Genomic DNA, 17,788 nt, shown 5'->3' on the forward strand with positions numbered 1-17,788 from the left:
CTGCATACTTACTACCAGAGGGCGAGGCCGCTAGCTTCGCCCCTTTTTAATGCGCTTTAGCCCCTCCTGCTAGCGTATGAAAATAGAGAAGTCAGCGCTGACTGACACCACACTGAAACGAGGTTGCAACAATGTCATACACCAAAGCTAATCTTATCGAAGCCTTCCGGCAGTCACTCGGTATGGTTTCAGAGTTTCATCGGGTATATGGTCATCCAATTGGCACAACAGAGTCCGAGAATTTACCGGAAGATCGCGCTATTGAGCGGGCGTCCTACCTATTTGAAGAGCTTCAAGAGGGATTGGTTGCGGCCATCGGCAAAGATGCTGTGAAAGTTACCGACGCCCTGGCTGATGCTATTTATTTTGCTTGCGGAAATTTGGTTGAATGTGGCGTGACCGACCAAAGAGCGATGGATCACCTGGACCGTCTGTGTGGTGACGAAGAAGATTTTAAATCAGCCACTCAATCTCTTTCTGATCATGCTAACGAATGTGGCTGGGCGCGTTTCATGCGCAATGTGTTTGTCAACTCATTGGCTGAAGTGTCAGAGGCTTATGCTGAAGGTCTCACTTATGGCGATGAAGATGAAGATGAAGATGAAAAAGTCACAGACGGTATTAAAGTGGTGCCGTTAAGTCTCGATCTCCCCTTCGCTTATTTGGCGATGATCAACGCTGTCTTTAAAGCCGATCCGTTGGCGGTCATGCAGGAAGTTCACCGCTCCAATATGAGCAAGCTACTTCCGGCTGAGCTACCTAACGAAGACGCCTGCCGCTTCTTTATGGCGGCCAACGGTTGCCCGCTTTCCGCTACTGAGCTGAAGTTTGAGCGTCTGGATGATGGCCGCTGGATTGCCAAGAATATCAGCAACAACAAGGTCGTAAAAAACCCGCTCTACAGCGAGGCGGATCTGGCCTCACTGGTGGCTTAAATTCACGCATAGAGCGCCTTCAGTGCGCTCTATATAGTAAGTAATAAGTTACTTATTAGGAGCGCACTGATGATATGGCTCGTCGATTTAATCAAAGGGCTACTGGCTATGTTCTTGATTGCTTTTGCCACCGCTGACCTAACCCCGCTTTTTGCAACGCTAGGTTTCTGAGTCAACGACTCACTCAACAATTGGATTGGAAGATGACCAAAAATGTAGTTGATGACATCTATTTGCTCACCGCTGAGCAGATTGTCGATCTAGGCGTTATGAAAGACGACCGGACAAAAACCGGCACGATCAGTCTGTTTGCGCAGCAGATGGCCTTTGATTTGACCGGTGGCAAGCTGCCTCTCCTAACGACTAAGAAACTTCACCTGACATCAATCATTCATGAGTTGATCTGGTTTCTTCGCGGCGAGAGCAACATCGCTTACCTCAAAGAGCACGGCGTGCGTATTTGGGATGAATGGGCTGATGAAAATGGCGACCTTGGCCCGGTATACGGCGTTCAGTGGCGTAAGTGGGACGACACCCGCGTCATTCAAGATAGCGAATTGGCTAAATACAAAGAACGCGGCTTTGAAGTGATCTTTGGTGATTGGTATGCAGGCATGGTGGCAGTGAGCCGTAAGATCGACCAGATTGCCGACCTACTCCATCAGCTTCGCACGAATCCCGACTCTCGCCGGTTGATTCTGACAGCCTGGAACCCCTCTGTTGTCGAAGAGCAGGCATTGCCGCCCTGCCATTCGTTTGTGCAGTTTTACACCCGCGAGCTGAGCTTCAAGGAGCGATCTGACATTGCCCGTGAGCGGGTGCTGTTGAAAGTTGAGAATAACGCCGAGCTTGATGACTCTGAGTATGTCTTGGCGAAGTCCGGCCACCTTGAAAATATCGACGACACCATTCCAGAAGAGCTACTAGAGGGCGTCGTTCCGGCTACCCGAGGAATTAGCTGTCACCTGTATCAACGCTCAGGCGACTTCTTCCTGGGTGTGCCCTTCAACATCGCCAGCTACTCGCTACTAACGCACATGCTGGCCAAGTGTGTGGGTATGGAGCCTTTAGAGTTCGTTCATACCATTGGCGACGCTCATCTTTACTCCAATCACCTCGACCAGATCAATGAGCAGATGTCACGCGAGGGCGTGGATTGCACCCCCATCGTGACACTGCTTGGCGAATACAACGATCCGGCTGAATTCAACTACTACGACATCAATATCTACGGTTATGAATCAGAGGCCGTCATTAAAGCACCTGTGGCTGTTTAAGGAGGTAAGGTCATGGCGGAATATAAACTGGATGTTATTGAGTGCGGCGCTTACGGAAAGCTCCGCTACGCGATAATTGGCGAAAGTTACTGGTTTTGGTCTACCGATGTTTGCCGAATTATGAACATAGGTAAAAAATGCGATGGGTATTACCTTTCGGCATTCAAGTCTCGACTGCCAAAGAAAACCATTGCTCTTACCACTAGCCTTTTGCCGATGAGCGGCGTAAAGAGATCCTATCTTATTACCATCAAGGGAATTGATGCCCTTGAGAGAGCTGTAAGACGTTCCGTTTATTTAAGGGAATATCGTAGCTTTAAGCCTGTTTTTGAAGAGCATGTTAAGCCAATCATCAGCTCTAGCGAAGGCTGCAAACTGTCAGGCAAAAAAACTGTTCTATCTGACGAAGACCGTGCGTTGGCGGAAGCGCTTGGCGTTGTATCCAAGACCATCAAGTCGCTTCGAGAGGAGAACAGGGCGTTAAAAGAGAAAATGCCCGAGCGAGAAGAGCGCTACACGGTCTCTAAGTGGCTGGCGATCAACGACATTTTCGTAACAGATCCTATAAAGAACCGAATTGCCGCCCTTTCAAAGAAAATCTCTCTCTCTAAAGGGGAGACTATTGATAAGAAAGTCGTGAATTTTCACAGAGAAGCGGGCGTTATTAAATCAAAAATCAATGTCTTTACGCCCGAGATATTAAACGAAGCGATAGAGCATACGTTTAGCCACTATCGCTAGAAAATTACAAGCGCGAAGCGTGCAACTTCGCGCTATTTCCCCTCCTTTTCAATCCAGATAATGACACTTCACACACATGGAGTGCAGCACATGCAACCACAAATAAAGCTCAATCCCAGCGATCTTCTACTTCAAGCCAAAGCAAAAGACCTGCGGGAACACTACTCAGAGGCGTTAAAAAGCGGCTACTGGCCTGGGGTTAATGGCGACCATTACACCCTGTTGGAATACATGGATAGCTTGTCGGCTAAGTCAGCGATCCACGCCATCCACCGTGACGAAGTTGAGGCATTGAAGTTGAACCCAGATCTCAAATTCCAATGGCTAAACGCCTTAAACCTGATTTCTAAGGGTTAAATCATGAACACAAATACTTCATGGGGTGCGCTTGGCTTTTTAACCTCACCCAAAAAAGAAGCCTCGACCAAAAGTGAACCGGCCAGAGGTTTGAGTCTTCAAGATCGCTTATCAAAGGCCAAAGAGCTTCCAAAAACTTCTGAGGGTTATCGAAAAGCCGCAGACCTTCGGGTCTGGCTGTCCAGCTCAAAGAAAAGTGGCGTCATGCCGCTTGAGAAAATGGACGTTGCTTACATGGTCAACACTCTCAAGATGCTCTCAGAGAATCGCCATTCGGTGATCAAGAAGAACGATGACGCGGCTCTTCATTGGATGCTGCTGCTTGAGAAGGAGATTGAAAAGGCCAGCAAAGAGCGCGGAGAAAGCAAATGAGCGAGGCAAATTACACCTGCCGCGTCAAGAAGGTCACCCAGCTTGCCATTTCTCGTCACGGCGGCACAACGTATGTGACTGTCGACACTTTCAAAGGCAACAGTGAAAGTCGTGTGAATGGCGGCACGATTCAGATTAGCGGAGACTTTGGCCCCTGGTCACACACTTGGACGCATGTTGGCGACGGATCGTTCATCGACTTTCTCGGCAAGCTCAATTTCGATTACGCCATGAATAAGCTATTGGGTTGCGATGACCTTTACGTATTTGATGCAGAGCAGACAATAAATGGCATTCGCAAAACGGTGCTTGAGCGCCGCCGTGAGAATGAGCTGACTGCTGAGCAGGCGCGTGAATACTGGGATGAGCTGGCAAATATCGACGCCACCACTGAGAGAGAGTTCTTCGACTCCCTTAATGACATCTCTTGGTATGGAGGGCGTGGCGACTTTGTGAGCCTTACGAGTGCGCTTTACGACGACGATATTTCTCAGATGCCAATACTCACCTCACCGAAGGGCAATACGCTCTACTTCTGGGAAAACCTATGGCCTATTGTGCTGGTTGAGCTTCGCAAGGTGTTTGATGCCAAGGAGTTGGCTGCATGATTTACAAACTTACTCTCTCTCATAACCGAAGCGCTCACATTGCCACTTGTGACGGTGTGGTTGTCGAATCCACTTGGTCAATGAAGTGGGCCATTGGCAAAGACATTAGTGACGTTATTAGCTGGGTAGAAAGACACCCTGGCATCTTCATTGAGATCACCGACATTAAGTGTCGTTTGGTTGTTGAGGTGGCCGCATGAACAACTACCAACACCTAGAAGATCGTCGGCCGCAATTTATCACTGTCTTCTGCGACGCCTCACACTGCCCCAAAACGCTCGCTGGGGGCTGGGCAGTTTGGATGAAGCACGGAGTTCCCGCCATCACTCAGCGCCTCTCTGGGGCGCTGTTTAGCGTCAAGGACAGCCATTTTGCCGAGATTGTCGCGCTGGAGAAAGCGCTGGACTACATCGAGACCAGCCTGGACGTTACCAATCAGATCGTGGTGATCGAGTCGGATTGCCAGGGGGCGATGAAGTCCATCGAGAAGCGCGCAGAGGCGTTGAAGATGCGGGGAGCTAAGCATGTGAAGCTCAAGTGGGTAAAAGGTCACCAGGGGGTCAAGTGCGCAAGGTCATCGGTCAACACTTGGTGTGATAAAGAGGCCAAACGACACATGCGCCTCACGCGAGACAGGATTATTCGCCAGTCGAATAGCTGCTCAACCATCTATGGGCCTTCTGAGGTGGCGTCATGAAGGATCGCTCACCTGAGAACATATCGAACACGTTGGTCAACGTAGAACAAATGATTGCCCATCAACTAAAAACCATCGAAACCCTCGAAAGGCTGAAGACGTCCCTACGGATTGCGCTGGTTTGGCCCGAAGCGTGGCAGTCGAGCAAAGATGTAAAGGTGCATGACTACTTTGAGTATCACTCGATACACCCCATCGGAAAAAGTCGACCGGCCACCGAGGAGTTGCGGGTAAAGCTCTATCAGCGACTTCGGCATCGCAATGACGCCTTTGGTCAATTGGTTGGGGGAGAAAAGCGGCGTCAACTGACAGCTCTGGAACTTGCATTTATACGCGGCCACCTGGACACGTTCACGTAAAAACAACCCTCAATGCCTATTGGGCAGTTTCACGATGTAACAAAACTGCCCTTTTTTGATTTATTAAACGCCTTACTCTTCACCTTGTCTCTCACTAAATGGATGAAAATCATGAACTTGGTAGAACGCGCAGCTCTATTTGCAAAAGCCGCACACATGGCCATCGATCAGAAGCGTAAATATACCTTTGAGCCTTATCACACTCACCCCTATCGCGTCGCCGACATGGTTCGAGAGCATGGCGGAACCGACACAATGATCGCTGCTGCATACCTCCACGATGTCGTCGAAGACACGAGCATCGGTCTATCGGCTATTCAGAAAGAATTCGGCCTTGAAGTTGCGACTCTGGTTGATTGGCTGAGTGATATGCAAACGCCGGCCGATGGCAATCGTGCGACTCGAAAGCAAATAGAGTGCGAGCGGCTGAGCCACGCTCCTTACGAGGCCAAGACCATCAAGTTGGCCGACCTCATCGACAACACAAAAACGATTGTCGACCACGACCTGGATTTTGCGACGATTTACCTGCAAGAAAAGACGCACTTACTCAAGGCTCTGAAAGGTGGTCATGCTGATCTCTGGGCAGAAGCTAATCGGCTTTGCCATTCGGGCATGGAAAAGGTGAAGGTTGAGAAGGAATTGCGTCGGGAAAGAACGTATCGCGTCTACATCAATGGCAACAGAAAAGAGACGGTCTATAGCGAACAAGAAGCCTGGGGAGTTATCGACAAGCATCCAATGGGTGTTGGATACGAAGTGCGTGATGCCGATGACAAAATCAGGCGTGAATTTTTGACCTACTAACCTCTGCGGGGCTATCAAGCCCCGCTTTTTGACTTGCGATACTGACTATCCGACACGCTGCTATCACTAATAGGAAGACCGTCATGAAAGAAGAGCTTTATAGCCTATCAACGGAAACCAAGAAGCCAAAAAACGAGGTTTTTTACCGTTGCGAGCGACCTTCAGGGGCCAACTTTGGAATTAGCGACGACGGGGTGATTATTTCCGGCCTAGCCCTCGTCCATTACGTGTCGACCGAGTTTGATTTCGTCGACGAAGACGTTTCAAATTTAGGCGCTGAAGCCTCATTTATTATCCCTGACGCGCTTGTAGAGGGTGGCGTTTATCGAGCGACGATGACCAACCTAAGTCGAGATTGGGAGACGGGTCATGTTGAGGATTGGTCTGTGCAGTTTGACCTAGTGACCGATCCCGCAGAGCTTGAGCGAATTGAGACTTTGAGGGCGAGCATTGCCGCCGAATACTCCGAACCCGAGGAGGTGGCTTCGTTCATTTCCAATCCTGAGTCAGAGACTATTGCCAGAGCAGATGCCGACGAGGTTTATGCGGGTTCTATTTCGTCGCTGACTTCCAAGTAGCCGATGGAATTGGGTGCAGGGGCGTAATGGACGCGCCAACCCTTCAGCGCTAGACTTAGCTAACAACTTAGCTAACAAGGAGTCAGGCATGGACGTCAATGTTCATGATGCCAAGTCCCAACTGTCCAAGCTGATAGAGCGAGCGCTGGCCGGTGAAGATGTCGTCATCGCTCGACGCGGTAAGCCGATGGTAAGGCTGGTTCCGGTGGAGCAAAAGTCCACGGTATCCGATCTATTCGGCTGTATGAGAGACGAAATTGCTTACATCGAGGGGTGGGATGCCCCGCTAGATGACGAAGCTCTAGCGGCATTTTACGAGGATAACTTGGGATGAAGCTGCTGCTCGACACCAACATCATTATCTGGCTCCTGGCAGGCGATGAGCGAATCAACGCTGGCGTGCGAACACTTCTCGATCAAGCCGATGAGGTTCGCTACAGCGCCATTTCTCTATGGGAAATCGCTATCAAGGCAGGCAATGGAAAACTGAACCTCAAAGCCTCTACTGTGATGGGGCGCTTGGAAGGCACCTTTGTTAAACCCCTGGCGGTGCTACCCCAACACACCCTGCCAGTCCAACAAATGCCCAAGCATCACGCAGACCCATTCGACCGCCTCTTGATTGCTCAGGCCACCGTAGAAGGCTTCACGTTGATAACAGGCGACAGAGAGCTGCAACGGTATGATGCGTCCGGCAACGTGATAAAGTTGATTTATGGCTTGTAGATTAAGTAACCGATTACTTATACTTGAAAAGCAAAGGGGCCTCTCGCCCCTTTTTGATAGCTGCAATACTGCGCTGATTACGATGATCTGGGGACTGTCATGGCTGCCTGTGAAAAACACACCCAATCCCCTTACGTGGGCTATAGCCAATGCCCTGGCTGCGAATGCGAACGACTTGCCGCAGAGAAAGAAGCCCTCTGGGAGACGCTGCTCAAGATCGGCGACGCACTGGACATCGACTACGAAGAGGCACGTAAGGAGGATGGTAAGCCCTCTGACGTCTACATTCGGCACATCAAAGCGCTTGAAGCCACGATTGAGCAGCTTGAGGCGCAAGTAGAACAACTGGGAGAAATGACCGGAAATGACTGATCTGGATAAAACATTGGCACTGGACATTAAAGCTGCTGGGATCCCGGCAGCTCTTTGTCATACGGCAGCGTTCAAAGTGGAGGCTCCGAGTGAGCTTGTGATCAGCCTCAATGGCCCTATTGGTCGGTTATTCGAGAAAGATGGCAAGCTCCACTTTGAGGGCGACCTTCACGAATCGGCTTCTGTCTTTTTTGACTACCTTTGCAAGAGCTTCTGGATCGACATCGAGAAGCTGCGCCAAGAGGCCGCCCGCGCTCAAGCCAATGAGAAAGAGGCGCTTAGGCAGCTAGCGTCATGCCGCGCTTTTGATTGACCAAAACAGTAAGTAATAGCTTACTGACTACCTGAGCAAAACTGACGATAATCCTCCTACACACAAACGCAATGGAGCACTGAAATGGTTGACGTATTTATGATTCATCGCGCCACTGGCGCAGCAGATCAGAAGGTTCGCTTTGAGCTGATGAAAGCTAAAGCGCTGAACGCCACACTCTCTGCAAAGCTGAATGAGCTTGAAGGGGTTCATGATCGGTTGGTCAGTGACTATTTGGATGACGCTGCGGTGATGCGCGCTACCAAAGCTGAAAACGACCAGCTTAAACAGCAGCTTTCTCGCCTGAAGGGTATCGAGCGAGCGGTATCGGAAGACATCGCACCCACTATGGTCATGGCCTTCCTAACCGTCTCCAAGTTAAACGCGGATATTAAGCGCTGGTCAGAAGCGACAACATCCGGCGTCCCCTCCATGCCGATTGACCCGCACATGAAGCAAGCCTTCAAAATGCTTCATAACGAGCTGTGCAAGCACATCAAGGGATTTGATGCAGAAACCGGCAGCGTGGTGGAACTGAGCGAATGAACACGATCAAGCCTGAGAATTTGGGTATACGTCTCTACTCCGGTGACTTTTTCATGGGCAATCGCAAGGCGGATCTCGGACGTCCAACGCCCTCCTCTGCCCCGAAGCTGCGCAAAGAAATCAAAGTGACCGCGCTGAGCATGAAGCGCTTTGCAGACATGCCCTCTTCGTTCAAAGAGATGGTTGAGGAGCGAGAAAAGCGTATCGAGGCCCTTCTCGACCGTCGCGGCTTACTGAATTGATTTTGGCCTAATTAGTAAGTAACAAGTTACTGAGGGTAATATGAAAATTATCGCTATCGCTCTGGCAGGTTTGAACTGGGAGATTGGTCAGCATAACGACCTTATTTGGCGTATCTCTGAGGATATGAAGCTGTTTCGCAAGGTCACTGAGGGCAATCCGATTGTAATGGGTCGTCGAACCTTTCAATCGCTTCCTGGCTTGTTGCCCAACCGGAGACATTTCGTGCTAACGCGCAACCCTGACACCTTCTTTGATCAAGCAGTTGAGGTTCGCGAGAGCCTGGGTGCCGTGATTAAGGAGTGTGTCGGTGGTGACGTAGGCCAACTCTGCGTGATTGGAGGTGGCGACGTCTACCGTCAGGTGATCGAGGGTGGGTTGGCCCACAAGGTCATCTTGACGCGTGTCAGCGAGTCGGCCGATGAGGCCGACACCTTCTTTCCGAACATGGATCGCCAGTCGTCTTATTCCGAAGTGTCCGTAGAGCGACTGACCGACTCTGCCAACGTTCACACCTACCTTCGCAACGACCTTTTCTGAGAGTAAATCATGAATCGATTTGGTATCTCCGGTGCACACAAATCCGGCAAGACGACCCTGGCCAAGCATGTTGCTTCTAAGTGGCGCATGAAATACGTGGATATGCGCTTGTCTGAGGTGCTTCGTGCCTTTGGGGCAAGCCCTAACGAAATCATTCCTTTTGCAGATCGTCTAAACATTCAGCAAAACATGGTCAAGCACTGCATCAACTTGCTCGATGAGGCTGATACCAACTACATCACTGACCGGACGTTCATCGATGTGGCGGCCTACACCCTGAGCTACATGCCTCACGCCGTATCCGACATCGAGAGCGAAACGGTGAAGTTGATCATCAACCAGTGTTATCAGGCGCAGTATGCCTTTTTTGACAAGCTGATCGTGGTGGGCAACGGCTTCGAGCCGCCGAAAGCTCCAGACGCTCACGAAAAAGCAGCTTACTCATGGGCCTGGAATTTTCAGCTCCAAGCGATCATCAAGGGCTTGGTGTTGAACGGAAATATGAAATGCCCGGTGAGCTTCATCGGCGATCAAATCAGCGGGTTAGCAGCTCGCAACGACAAAATCGACACCATCATTGCCGAAGCTCAGCGCGATGCCGCGTTGGAACGGCTAATTCACTGAGGTCTCCATGAAAATTTTCCAAACGCACTTTGGCAAACGTAGGAATCGCGTTGTTATCGATGGCCGAGAGTTCACCGGAAGCTCTATAGGCATCACTGATGATGGATCCGTGTATGTCGATGGTGTCGAGGTAAATGGAAAGCTCGTAGGGCCGGTTAGCGTCACGGTTCATGGCGATGTTGATCATATCGAGTCGATGAGCGGCGATGTAGAAGTCTTTGGGTCAGTTAGAAACCTATCGACTCAAAGCGGCGATGTGGACTGCGGCGACGTTACCGGAAATGTCTCGACGATCTCTGGCGATGTGGACTGCGGCGGCGTTGGTGGAAATGTCTCCACGGTGTCAGGTGATGTATCTGCGGGGTGAAGAACCCCGCTTCAAACTCTTTGAAAATGCTCTCAGAGACTCACAGGAGAGCGGTAATGATTGAAGACCTCCCAACCAAAGAAGAAGAGCTAGAAAGAAAGGCGATGGACGAGCTGAGTCGAATACTAAACCTCTATGACATCGGCCGAATCACTCACCGAGAAATGAACCTCATGCTCGACACCCTTTGGGAGTGCATGGCTGGGCTGACCAGCGAAGAGTGGCGCGAATTCATTCAAGAGGCACGTCGCCTGGAGGATGACCGAGTGCCTTTTGAATATCACGCACTTCGTAAGCACCCCTATACCTTAATTTCACTGCATCGCAGCGACGAAAGCCTATCTGTGATTATGCGCACATCAACCGGCGACATTAAACGAGTGCGGCGAATTGATCTGTCCGACAAGGTGCTTGCGGCTAAGTTGGCGCGTGATCGTATGAAAGCGACCATCAAAGAAATAACCAACGGAGGCTTTAAGCCTCTACTCAGCCTCTATGAAACAGGAGCAATTGACCATGCCGACAGTGCTCGGATTTGACCTTGAGACCACAGGTCTTTCCGCTGAGAACGGTCATCGAATTATCGAGTTTGCGGGTATTGTCCATGACCTTCATACGGGCAAAGCGCTGGGCAAGTATGAACAGCGTATCGACCCGAAGCGCAGCATCGACCCGAAGGCTCAGGCTGTTCATAAAATCACGCTTGAAGACTTGCGAGGCAAGCCAGTATGGGCCGACATTGCCCCCAAAATCGTTAAGCTCTTTGGCCGTGTCGACTTGGTGGTCGCCCATAACGGCATCGGGTTTGACTTACCCTTCCTTTTGGTAGAAATGGATCGGGTCGGACTGGAGCTGCCGGACGTTCAAATCTGCGACACCATGCTTAGTTGCAAGTGGGCAACGCCTGATGGCAAAGCCCCTAGTCTTAAAGAGCTAGCGAACTCCTTGGGCTTTGAATATGACCTTGATCGCGCACACTCAGCCCTCTACGACGTGGCACTGATGATGAATTGCTTCTTCAAGGCTCGCAGAGACTATCCAGGCTTTCTTATTACCCCATTCGATAAGTAACCGGTGACTTATGAAAAAATCGAAATGCCTAAGCTATCGTATCTTTCCTGACGATGTGCCAAGCAATTTCGCGGTGTCTGCGAAGAGCTATTTAGCTCTCATTTTTTGGCTGCCGTTAGGTGGCATTTTTGCAATCAAAAACGGTCTGTCGGCTCTCAAGAATGAGATAGAGAGAGATCCCGACCTTACCGAAATGGAGGCGTTTGCAATGCGCCTCTCCATCGTGACTTTTGGGCCTTTCATGTTGCTCGGAATTGCTTGGGATGCTCTGAAGGAGGCTGTAAAAGGTCGACTCATGTGTGCCGGGATCGAAGAGTTTGAGCCTTAAAAAAGATGCAAAAATCGTCAAACATGCCGCTATCTGTTGCGTAAAATCATAAATGTAAGCAAACAAACACACGCAGTGAACAACCACTAGGAGTTTTTATCATGGCAAACGCAACTGCCCAGATCAGCGAAATCGATGCCATCTTCAGCGAAGTGGATGCCTTGGATGCCTTGGATGAGCTGGATTTTGAAACCGAAGAGAGCGCGCCTGTTGTCGAGGAAGAGGAGATTTTGGAGGCCGCACAAGAAGAGCTGACCGCCGAGGAGATTGCTGAGGCTGAGGAAGTCACCGAAGAAGCCGAAAGCGAAGTTGAGGTTTCTATTGATGAGGTGGAAAAAGAACTCAAGACCGCAGAGCGGGAAGCGCGTCTTGAGCAGGCCACTCTTTCAGAAGAGGAAGCCGAAGCCACTAAGATGAGCATCGGCAAAGAGGCTACTAAAAAGCTGACAAAGCGCCCCTCAGTGGCCGCCAACGCTTCAAAAGAGGCCATCAACGTGGCTGACGTGCTGGATGCCAAAGTAGCGGCCAGTGACGCTCATTGGGGCTTTATTGCTGGCGAAGAAGCAGAGGCGACCAAAGCCAGAATCCTTTCTGCTTGCGACACGATTCCCAAAAAGACCCGAGAGAAAGTGGTCAACTTGATGGATTGGTGGGTGCGCGGCCACTCGCTTTCCGTTTACACGTCTATTGCGTTTAGCCTGCTGGTTGAAGAAGGCGTTATTTCCTCCGCGTCTCTTCGTAACCGCTATCTCAGCAATCCAGGCAAGAGCTACACGATGGGAACTGCTAACGCGCAAACCGGCCAAGTGATGAAGCTGCTCACGGTCTTTGGGATGATCGACTCCGATGGTGAGGTTGTGTCGGATCACCCCATGATCGAGCGCTTTATTGATCTCAAGAAGGCAGCTTAACTCTGAGGCTGGGGCTGACCGCCCCGCCTTTCGAAATGATCTTGAGGGGTCATTCCGAAAGGCGAAAGCCTGATGACAACAGCGAGTGGGCTGTGTGTGTGCGGGGCATCTACATGATGCCCCATTTTTACGGCTATGAGGTGCGTATGAGCGGTATAAGTTATCCAAACCGAGTGGACATTGGCAGTGGCAAAGTGCCCTTTCGCTTCGATCACACTACCGAGCAAAGAGACTCTTTTCGATATGAAGCGGGCATGTGGACGTTGGTTGATAAGGCATGGACCAAGGCGCTGGCTAGCGAGCTGACCGGAAAGAAGTGCCTTGAGGTATTTGCAGGGCGAGGCTGGTTGACTCAAGCGCTGCGAGATCACGGCGTTGATGTGACCGCCACTAGCCGTTTCAGCTCTCATGACGGAAGTAATGCTGGGCTTGTTGCCGATGTCATCGATATGAGCGCTATTCAGGCAGTTCAGAACTTTGACTTTGAGGTTTTGATCATGGGGTGGCCACCGGCCGGAGAGGAAGCTACCCGTGCCGTCATTGAGGCCATCCGTTGCGGTCGGCAGTTTAAGATCGTATTTATCGGCGAGCCATACTCGACAAACCCTGGTCGGCTGTCTGGCACCGCCTCGGACAGCTTTTTTGAGATTACCGAGCTGGAGAAAGAGCTGACCGAATACCGTCTTGCGCGAGGAAAGCAGGGAATTGACGTCTGTCATATCCTGCGAGTGAAGCAGAACAGTTTTTGATGCTGGGAAACGCTCAGATTTGCTCTCAGAGACGTTTCCCAGATTAAGACTAGCGCTGATATTGCTCTCAATTAAAAGCGCTTAGAACGCAAAAATGGACATTTCAGCAAACGATAGTAAGTAAGTGCTTACTAGCATTAAAGGCATACATTGTGACCGACATTGATCAGTTGTTTGTTAGACGACCAAGAGCTATTCGTGTTTCACCCTTCACCGCTGAAAAAGCCGATTACGTGATGCAGAGTGACGGGCGAAAGCCGATCTACTTCATCTACACCCGAGAGGGTCGCCGACACATAAGCGAAGATATGCTCATCGCCGAGAAATCTGACAGCTACCGGCATCCGATGGATGCTAAGGTTCTTCAGCGCGAATACGTGAGTCTCCTGGCTTACGACAGCGCCTTTGTGGTCGAGCTAAAAAGCCAACTTGCCGAGCAGCTTCGTGAGATTGCTCATGGCAACGATCCCGTGGCCGCCATACTCGCTCTGGCCAATGCGCTTTCGGAAAAAGACACAAGAGGCTCCATTCACGCCGAGCATGAAGAATGCGTCTGAAACGCCTGTTGATCCCCATGCTAAGTCATTGCTACCCCTGACATCTTCACTTATTATTCACTCTATCGAACGTCTTTCGTTTGATAACTCCGATGCGGCTCAAATGAGCCGCTTTTTTTGCTCTGTGATCTGGTAAGTAACCATTTACTTACTATAAGATAAGCCGTGCCTTTCCAACTCACAGAGACATTCTCAATGAACCAAGAAAACCAAGTCTTCCGCGTGACCATGACCGGCGTCGTGCAAGCATCCAACCCGATTGAAGCCGCGCATCTGTTCGCTCAATCCGTCGGCCAACCTGGCTTCGACAAATTCCAGGTGGTCGATGGCGAAGGTCAACAGAACGTCGTGGACATGGGTCTGCTGTTTAAAATGGGCATCCTGAAGGTTCAGGAGCCGGAAGGCGTCGAGGCTACTGAAGACGCGCAAGAGACGGCCGAAGAAGTCGCCGAAGAAGTCGCCGAAGAAGTTTAATCTTCGTCAACAAGAACCCCTCCAGGCGAGGGGTTTTTTTTATGGGTGCAGTGAGCGCCTGTCCTGTGTGATTCATCATTCACTTACACACACAAACGCAGGATAAAACGATGAATATCAACCGCATAACTCTCGATCTGTCTATCCATCCCTCTTCAGGCGGTAACAACACGGTTCACATTCCTCGCGTCGGCTCGGTGCACTTTCGCCACACCTTCGATCATATCGAGGTCTTTGAAGACGAGCGCAGCGGCATCCTGCACGCTTTTGCTCATTCGCCTAGAGAGCGCTGCATCAAAATCATGACCTTTGTTCCGAACGAGTCGCGCTCTTACGGTGAATTCAGCGTAGAGTGCGGGCTATATGACCGGTTTGTCAGTGAATACGAACATCTGAATGGCCTTAGTGTGAACCGGATGCAGTCGATCATTTGGGTGATGGGACAGATGGCCAGCGCTGAACGCCAGCATCAAGCGGAGGAAGCCGCATGACTCTTCAAGCGACCAACCCTGGAAAATGGTTGAAGACGTTTTTTGAGGAAAAGGATCTGGAAAACCAGATTTATGAGGCAGAGGTGAATGGGAACATTCACTTGATAGATACCGAGACCGTGATTGGGTTGATCCAAAAGGCTCAAGAGCATGAAAAAGTAACCATCATGAACACCCTCAGCCAGATCGACTTTCAAGGCGGTGATGTGCATCACTTCTTAAAGCATCTGGCTTTTTGCTACGCTCGCCAGTGCTACGCTCGCTGGGAAAATTAGACCGTCTGCTTCACAAAAAATAAGCCTCCGAGGGTTGGAGGCTTGTTGGTTTAGAGACTGGGTATAGGGTCATGGCGAAACCCTACCGCAAGGTCAAAATACCAACAAGCCTCATAGTAAGTCAACGCTTACTTACTGTCTTTGCCTAAAATAAGCCCGGAGGTAGTGATCTGAGGTCGCTCCTTAACCTCCGATGCTATGCTCCAGGCAAAGACTTCACTGAAACGAGACTGCTGCCGTTCGAGAGTTTCGGCCTCTCTACTACCACAACTGGCCTCTTCCCTAAGTATAAGCATGATGCGCAACAAAAACCAAGCAACAGAGCTTGTGGCGGATGACAGGAGCTATCAGAATAAGTAAGCGCTGACTGCCTATTGAGGATCAGCGAAGCTAGTGCATCAGCTTAAAATGGAGAAGCCAACATGCTGATCATCATCTACGGCAAAGAAAACTGCCCTTTCTGCACCAAAGCAAAAGAGCTGGCCGAATCCATCGAGACGGCAGAGACCATTTATATCGATCTCGCAAAGCACGGAATGACAAAGGCGGATCTGCAAAAGACCGTTGGTAAGTCGGTTGAGACGGTTCCTCAGATATTCGTCGAGGGCATTCATATCGGGGGATTCACGGAGTTCCAGGCCAAGATGAAAGCCGAAGATGTGATCCATGATTGAAGCCAATGACATTGCCCTCTGCGTCTTCCATGACGAACGTCACGAAGACTGTCTTCGCCATAGCGGTCAAGCGCCTTGCATGACGCAAAGTGAATCTGACCTGGCTTCTCAACTAGCTATCACCCAGCAACAACTGTTTGACGCTCGTTCTGACGAACGACAAGCCATGCAGTATCTACAGCAAGCCCGACAAGCAGCAGGCCACACCGGAGATTTCCCAACCATGATCGAAGCCATCAGTCACATGAAAAAGACCGCAGAATTGGCGGAGAAGTTTGCAAAGGCCAAAGGTCGATTTCACTCTCAGCAAACCATGTGTGATTTGCTCGATCACCTCGGAATGAAATGCGTGCGGCCAGAAAAGTCGATCCGGTCATGACCGATTTCTTCGACCATTACCCGCAACACGTTCTTGATCGCCTTCGTCGAGAGAATGAGGCTAATCAGCAGGCTCGTGTTGACAGAGGTGAGGTTCTTTATGAGGGCTGCGTCAATGGCCCAGGCCCGAACCCGAGACCCTGCCGTTGCCCTTACTGTGATCCAGTGTTCTCAGAGATTGTCGTGCCTGAAGACTTCGATTTCGATGCCATTGCCAACTTCGACTCAGATGGCGATGATTTCGACCCGACCAGTGACGAAGCCTATCAGCAGGACGTAAACGATTCGCTCTACCCATGACGTCGATAAAACGAGGCATTTTGCCTCTTATACTAAGGCTGAAAAATGTGACGTTTCGAGGCCAAGTATAAGAACGAATTTGACATTTCATTTTGGCACCATCAATCGCGCTGAAACCCCCATGACACGGGGGTTTTCTTTTGCTCGACCGACCGTCAAACAGCCAAAAACCACGTCAACGTAACGTCAACTTTTTGAGCGATTTTTTCAGACTTATACCAAGCGCGAAAAATGCGTTCTGAGACGTTTCCCGATCCGAGACATACGCTGACTAGCATCGAGCTGGGAAACGTCTCACAGACGAAATTTGACAGCTTCCCGACGCACTCAAGCATCCAGCGTGAGCATCAGGAAATCGCACACACCCCGATCATGCTCAGGAGCGCTCAGAGTGACGATCAGACAAACAGAAGGCTCGGCGGGCGCCCGTCCACTCCGACCTTTTCCCTTACTTGTATTACTACAAGATCTTCGGAATAGGTATTTATATAGAGGGAATGAGGCATTCAATACAAAAACTCTGCCTCAGAGATCTCGGAGGTCAGGCAGACGCCGCAGCTCCAACTTTCCAACCAAATTTTTGCCTACAAGTAATACAAGACCTTCGGAGAGAATATATATACAGAGGGAATGAGGCATTCAATACAAAAACTCTGCCTCACTGAAATCCTCGGAACAGAGGGTTTCCCCCTTCGCAGGCTCAGGGAAAGCAGACCAGTCAAGGCACGGTCTCTTCCGGCTCAGGCTATCTCGTGTCCCAGGCTGTTCCGCTGACCCTCAGAATTCCGCCGAACACCACAAACACAAGGCCTGATTTTCACAAGGCTCAGGCACTCCGGCTAACTTTCCCCGAACACCACAAAAACAAGACCACTTTTTCCAAGGCTCAGCGACTCAGGCTCAACCTCCCCGGAGAGAAAGAGAATCCCCGGAGAGCAAACCAACACGACCAAAACCAAAGAATTAGCCTCGGAGAGAGATACCTGATGCCAGAGAGAAAGAAACAAGCCTCGGAGAGACCAGCCTATGAGATAGCCTTGTAAGAGACAGCTTGATCAGGAAAGCCAGGTCACTCACCGGAGAGAAGAAATCTGACCGTGTAGGAGGTAGAGCCTTGTGAG

Annotated in this window: 31 protein-coding genes; all 31 read left to right on the top strand. The window is 50.4% G+C overall.

Annotated features, from left to right (window positions below; all coding sequences use genetic code 11):
- Positions 1-131: 131 nt before the first annotated feature.
- Positions 132-935, top strand: a complete 804-nt coding sequence (locus AB6K10_RS13105) for a hypothetical protein (protein WP_339118917.1) — start codon at positions 132-134, stop codon at positions 933-935.
- A 203-nt stretch (positions 936-1,138) separates the two neighbouring features.
- Positions 1,139-2,212 (top strand): thymidylate synthase, encoded by a 1,074-nt coding sequence (thyA, locus tag AB6K10_RS13110; protein WP_339118918.1) that lies wholly within the window; start codon positions 1,139-1,141, stop codon positions 2,210-2,212.
- A 12-nt stretch (positions 2,213-2,224) separates the two neighbouring features.
- On the top strand, positions 2,225-2,953 hold the full coding sequence (locus tag AB6K10_RS13115) for a hypothetical protein (protein WP_339118919.1): 729 nt from the start codon (positions 2,225-2,227) through the stop codon (positions 2,951-2,953).
- A 90-nt stretch (positions 2,954-3,043) separates the two neighbouring features.
- The gene (locus AB6K10_RS13120) at positions 3,044-3,310 is read left to right on the top strand and encodes a hypothetical protein (protein WP_339118920.1); all 267 of its coding nucleotides are present in this window, start codon (positions 3,044-3,046) and stop codon (positions 3,308-3,310) included.
- Between the two features lie 3 nt (positions 3,311-3,313).
- Complete coding sequence (locus AB6K10_RS13125) at positions 3,314-3,682, top strand: hypothetical protein (protein ID WP_339118921.1); 369 nt, start codon at positions 3,314-3,316, stop codon at positions 3,680-3,682.
- A complete protein-coding gene (locus tag AB6K10_RS13130; RefSeq protein ID WP_339118922.1) occupies positions 3,679-4,290 on the top strand; it encodes a hypothetical protein in 612 nt (203 codons plus the stop codon). The genes AB6K10_RS13125 and AB6K10_RS13130 overlap by 4 nt, the downstream gene beginning before the upstream one ends.
- 196 nt (positions 4,291-4,486) lie before the next feature.
- The gene (locus tag AB6K10_RS13135; protein WP_339118923.1) at positions 4,487-4,987 is read left to right on the top strand and encodes an RNase H family protein; all 501 of its coding nucleotides are present in this window, start codon (positions 4,487-4,489) and stop codon (positions 4,985-4,987) included.
- On the top strand, positions 4,984-5,346 hold the full coding sequence (locus AB6K10_RS13140; protein WP_339118924.1) for a hypothetical protein: 363 nt from the start codon (positions 4,984-4,986) through the stop codon (positions 5,344-5,346). Before AB6K10_RS13135 ends, AB6K10_RS13140 begins: the two co-directional genes overlap by 4 nt.
- A 111-nt stretch (positions 5,347-5,457) precedes the next feature.
- Positions 5,458-6,153: an HD domain-containing protein gene (locus AB6K10_RS13145; RefSeq protein WP_339118925.1), complete on the top strand. Its 696-nt coding sequence runs from the start codon at positions 5,458-5,460 to the stop codon at positions 6,151-6,153.
- An 83-nt stretch (positions 6,154-6,236) separates the two neighbouring features.
- The gene (locus tag AB6K10_RS13150; RefSeq protein WP_339118926.1) at positions 6,237-6,731 is read left to right on the top strand and encodes a hypothetical protein; all 495 of its coding nucleotides are present in this window, start codon (positions 6,237-6,239) and stop codon (positions 6,729-6,731) included.
- 88 nt (positions 6,732-6,819) lie between these two features.
- Positions 6,820-7,065 carry a type II toxin-antitoxin system prevent-host-death family antitoxin gene (locus tag AB6K10_RS13155; RefSeq protein WP_339118927.1) on the top strand — a complete coding sequence of 82 codons (246 nt, stop codon included), beginning with the start codon at positions 6,820-6,822 and terminating at the stop codon, positions 7,063-7,065.
- The gene (locus AB6K10_RS13160; protein ID WP_339118928.1) at positions 7,062-7,457 is read left to right on the top strand and encodes a type II toxin-antitoxin system VapC family toxin; all 396 of its coding nucleotides are present in this window, start codon (positions 7,062-7,064) and stop codon (positions 7,455-7,457) included. Before AB6K10_RS13155 ends, AB6K10_RS13160 begins: the two co-directional genes overlap by 4 nt.
- Positions 7,458-7,556: 99 nt before the next feature.
- On the top strand, positions 7,557-7,829 hold the full coding sequence (locus tag AB6K10_RS13165) for a hypothetical protein (RefSeq protein ID WP_339118929.1): 273 nt from the start codon (positions 7,557-7,559) through the stop codon (positions 7,827-7,829).
- Positions 7,822-8,142, top strand: a complete 321-nt coding sequence (locus tag AB6K10_RS13170) for a hypothetical protein (protein ID WP_339118930.1) — start codon at positions 7,822-7,824, stop codon at positions 8,140-8,142. Before AB6K10_RS13165 ends, AB6K10_RS13170 begins: the two co-directional genes overlap by 8 nt.
- Before the next feature lie 84 nt (positions 8,143-8,226).
- On the top strand, positions 8,227-8,688 hold the full coding sequence (locus AB6K10_RS13175; RefSeq protein WP_339118931.1) for a hypothetical protein: 462 nt from the start codon (positions 8,227-8,229) through the stop codon (positions 8,686-8,688).
- Positions 8,685-8,930, top strand: coding sequence for a hypothetical protein (locus AB6K10_RS13180; protein WP_339118932.1), 246 nt, complete (start codon positions 8,685-8,687; stop codon positions 8,928-8,930). Before AB6K10_RS13175 ends, AB6K10_RS13180 begins: the two co-directional genes overlap by 4 nt.
- Positions 8,931-8,970: 40 nt before the next feature.
- Positions 8,971-9,468, top strand: coding sequence for a dihydrofolate reductase (locus AB6K10_RS13185; RefSeq protein WP_339118933.1), 498 nt, complete (start codon positions 8,971-8,973; stop codon positions 9,466-9,468).
- Between the two features lie 9 nt (positions 9,469-9,477).
- Entirely contained in the window at positions 9,478-10,092 is a 615-nt protein-coding gene (locus tag AB6K10_RS13190; protein WP_339118934.1) for an AAA family ATPase, read from the top strand.
- A 7-nt stretch (positions 10,093-10,099) separates the two neighbouring features.
- Positions 10,100-10,459, top strand: coding sequence for a hypothetical protein (locus tag AB6K10_RS13195; RefSeq protein ID WP_339118935.1), 360 nt, complete (start codon positions 10,100-10,102; stop codon positions 10,457-10,459).
- 56 nt (positions 10,460-10,515) lie between these two features.
- Complete coding sequence (locus AB6K10_RS13200; RefSeq protein WP_339118936.1) at positions 10,516-10,998, top strand: hypothetical protein; 483 nt, start codon at positions 10,516-10,518, stop codon at positions 10,996-10,998.
- Positions 10,976-11,530 carry a 3'-5' exonuclease gene (locus AB6K10_RS13205; protein ID WP_339118937.1) on the top strand — a complete coding sequence of 185 codons (555 nt, stop codon included), beginning with the start codon at positions 10,976-10,978 and terminating at the stop codon, positions 11,528-11,530. Before AB6K10_RS13200 ends, AB6K10_RS13205 begins: the two co-directional genes overlap by 23 nt.
- A gap of 10 nt (positions 11,531-11,540) precedes the next feature.
- Positions 11,541-11,858, top strand: coding sequence for a hypothetical protein (locus AB6K10_RS13210; protein ID WP_339118938.1), 318 nt, complete (start codon positions 11,541-11,543; stop codon positions 11,856-11,858).
- Positions 11,859-11,959: 101 nt separating this feature from the next.
- A complete protein-coding gene (locus tag AB6K10_RS13215; RefSeq protein ID WP_339118939.1) occupies positions 11,960-12,769 on the top strand; it encodes a hypothetical protein in 810 nt (269 codons plus the stop codon).
- A 113-nt stretch (positions 12,770-12,882) separates the two neighbouring features.
- Positions 12,883-13,518 carry a hypothetical protein gene (locus AB6K10_RS13220; RefSeq protein WP_339118940.1) on the top strand — a complete coding sequence of 212 codons (636 nt, stop codon included), beginning with the start codon at positions 12,883-12,885 and terminating at the stop codon, positions 13,516-13,518.
- A 152-nt stretch (positions 13,519-13,670) separates the two neighbouring features.
- Positions 13,671-14,075, top strand: coding sequence for a hypothetical protein (locus AB6K10_RS13225; protein WP_339118941.1), 405 nt, complete (start codon positions 13,671-13,673; stop codon positions 14,073-14,075).
- A 195-nt stretch (positions 14,076-14,270) separates the two neighbouring features.
- Complete coding sequence (locus AB6K10_RS13230; protein ID WP_339118942.1) at positions 14,271-14,549, top strand: hypothetical protein; 279 nt, start codon at positions 14,271-14,273, stop codon at positions 14,547-14,549.
- A 110-nt stretch (positions 14,550-14,659) separates the two neighbouring features.
- Entirely contained in the window at positions 14,660-15,040 is a 381-nt protein-coding gene (locus AB6K10_RS13235; protein WP_339118943.1) for a hypothetical protein, read from the top strand.
- The gene (locus tag AB6K10_RS13240; protein ID WP_339118944.1) at positions 15,037-15,315 is read left to right on the top strand and encodes a hypothetical protein; all 279 of its coding nucleotides are present in this window, start codon (positions 15,037-15,039) and stop codon (positions 15,313-15,315) included. The genes AB6K10_RS13235 and AB6K10_RS13240 overlap by 4 nt, the downstream gene beginning before the upstream one ends.
- A gap of 422 nt (positions 15,316-15,737) precedes the next feature.
- Positions 15,738-15,989: a GrxA family glutaredoxin gene (locus AB6K10_RS13245; RefSeq protein WP_339118945.1), complete on the top strand. Its 252-nt coding sequence runs from the start codon at positions 15,738-15,740 to the stop codon at positions 15,987-15,989.
- Positions 15,982-16,368 (top strand): hypothetical protein, encoded by a 387-nt coding sequence (locus AB6K10_RS13250; RefSeq protein ID WP_339118946.1) that lies wholly within the window; start codon positions 15,982-15,984, stop codon positions 16,366-16,368. Before AB6K10_RS13245 ends, AB6K10_RS13250 begins: the two co-directional genes overlap by 8 nt.
- A gap of 164 nt (positions 16,369-16,532) precedes the next feature.
- Positions 16,533-16,667 carry a hypothetical protein gene (locus AB6K10_RS13255; RefSeq protein WP_368473619.1) on the top strand — a complete coding sequence of 45 codons (135 nt, stop codon included), beginning with the start codon at positions 16,533-16,535 and terminating at the stop codon, positions 16,665-16,667.
- Positions 16,668-17,788 lie beyond the last annotated feature (1,121 nt).

The sequence above is a fragment of the Halomonas sp. BMC6 genome (genome assembly GCF_964204995.1).
In the GTDB taxonomy this organism is placed as follows: domain Bacteria; phylum Pseudomonadota; class Gammaproteobacteria; order Pseudomonadales; family Halomonadaceae; genus Vreelandella.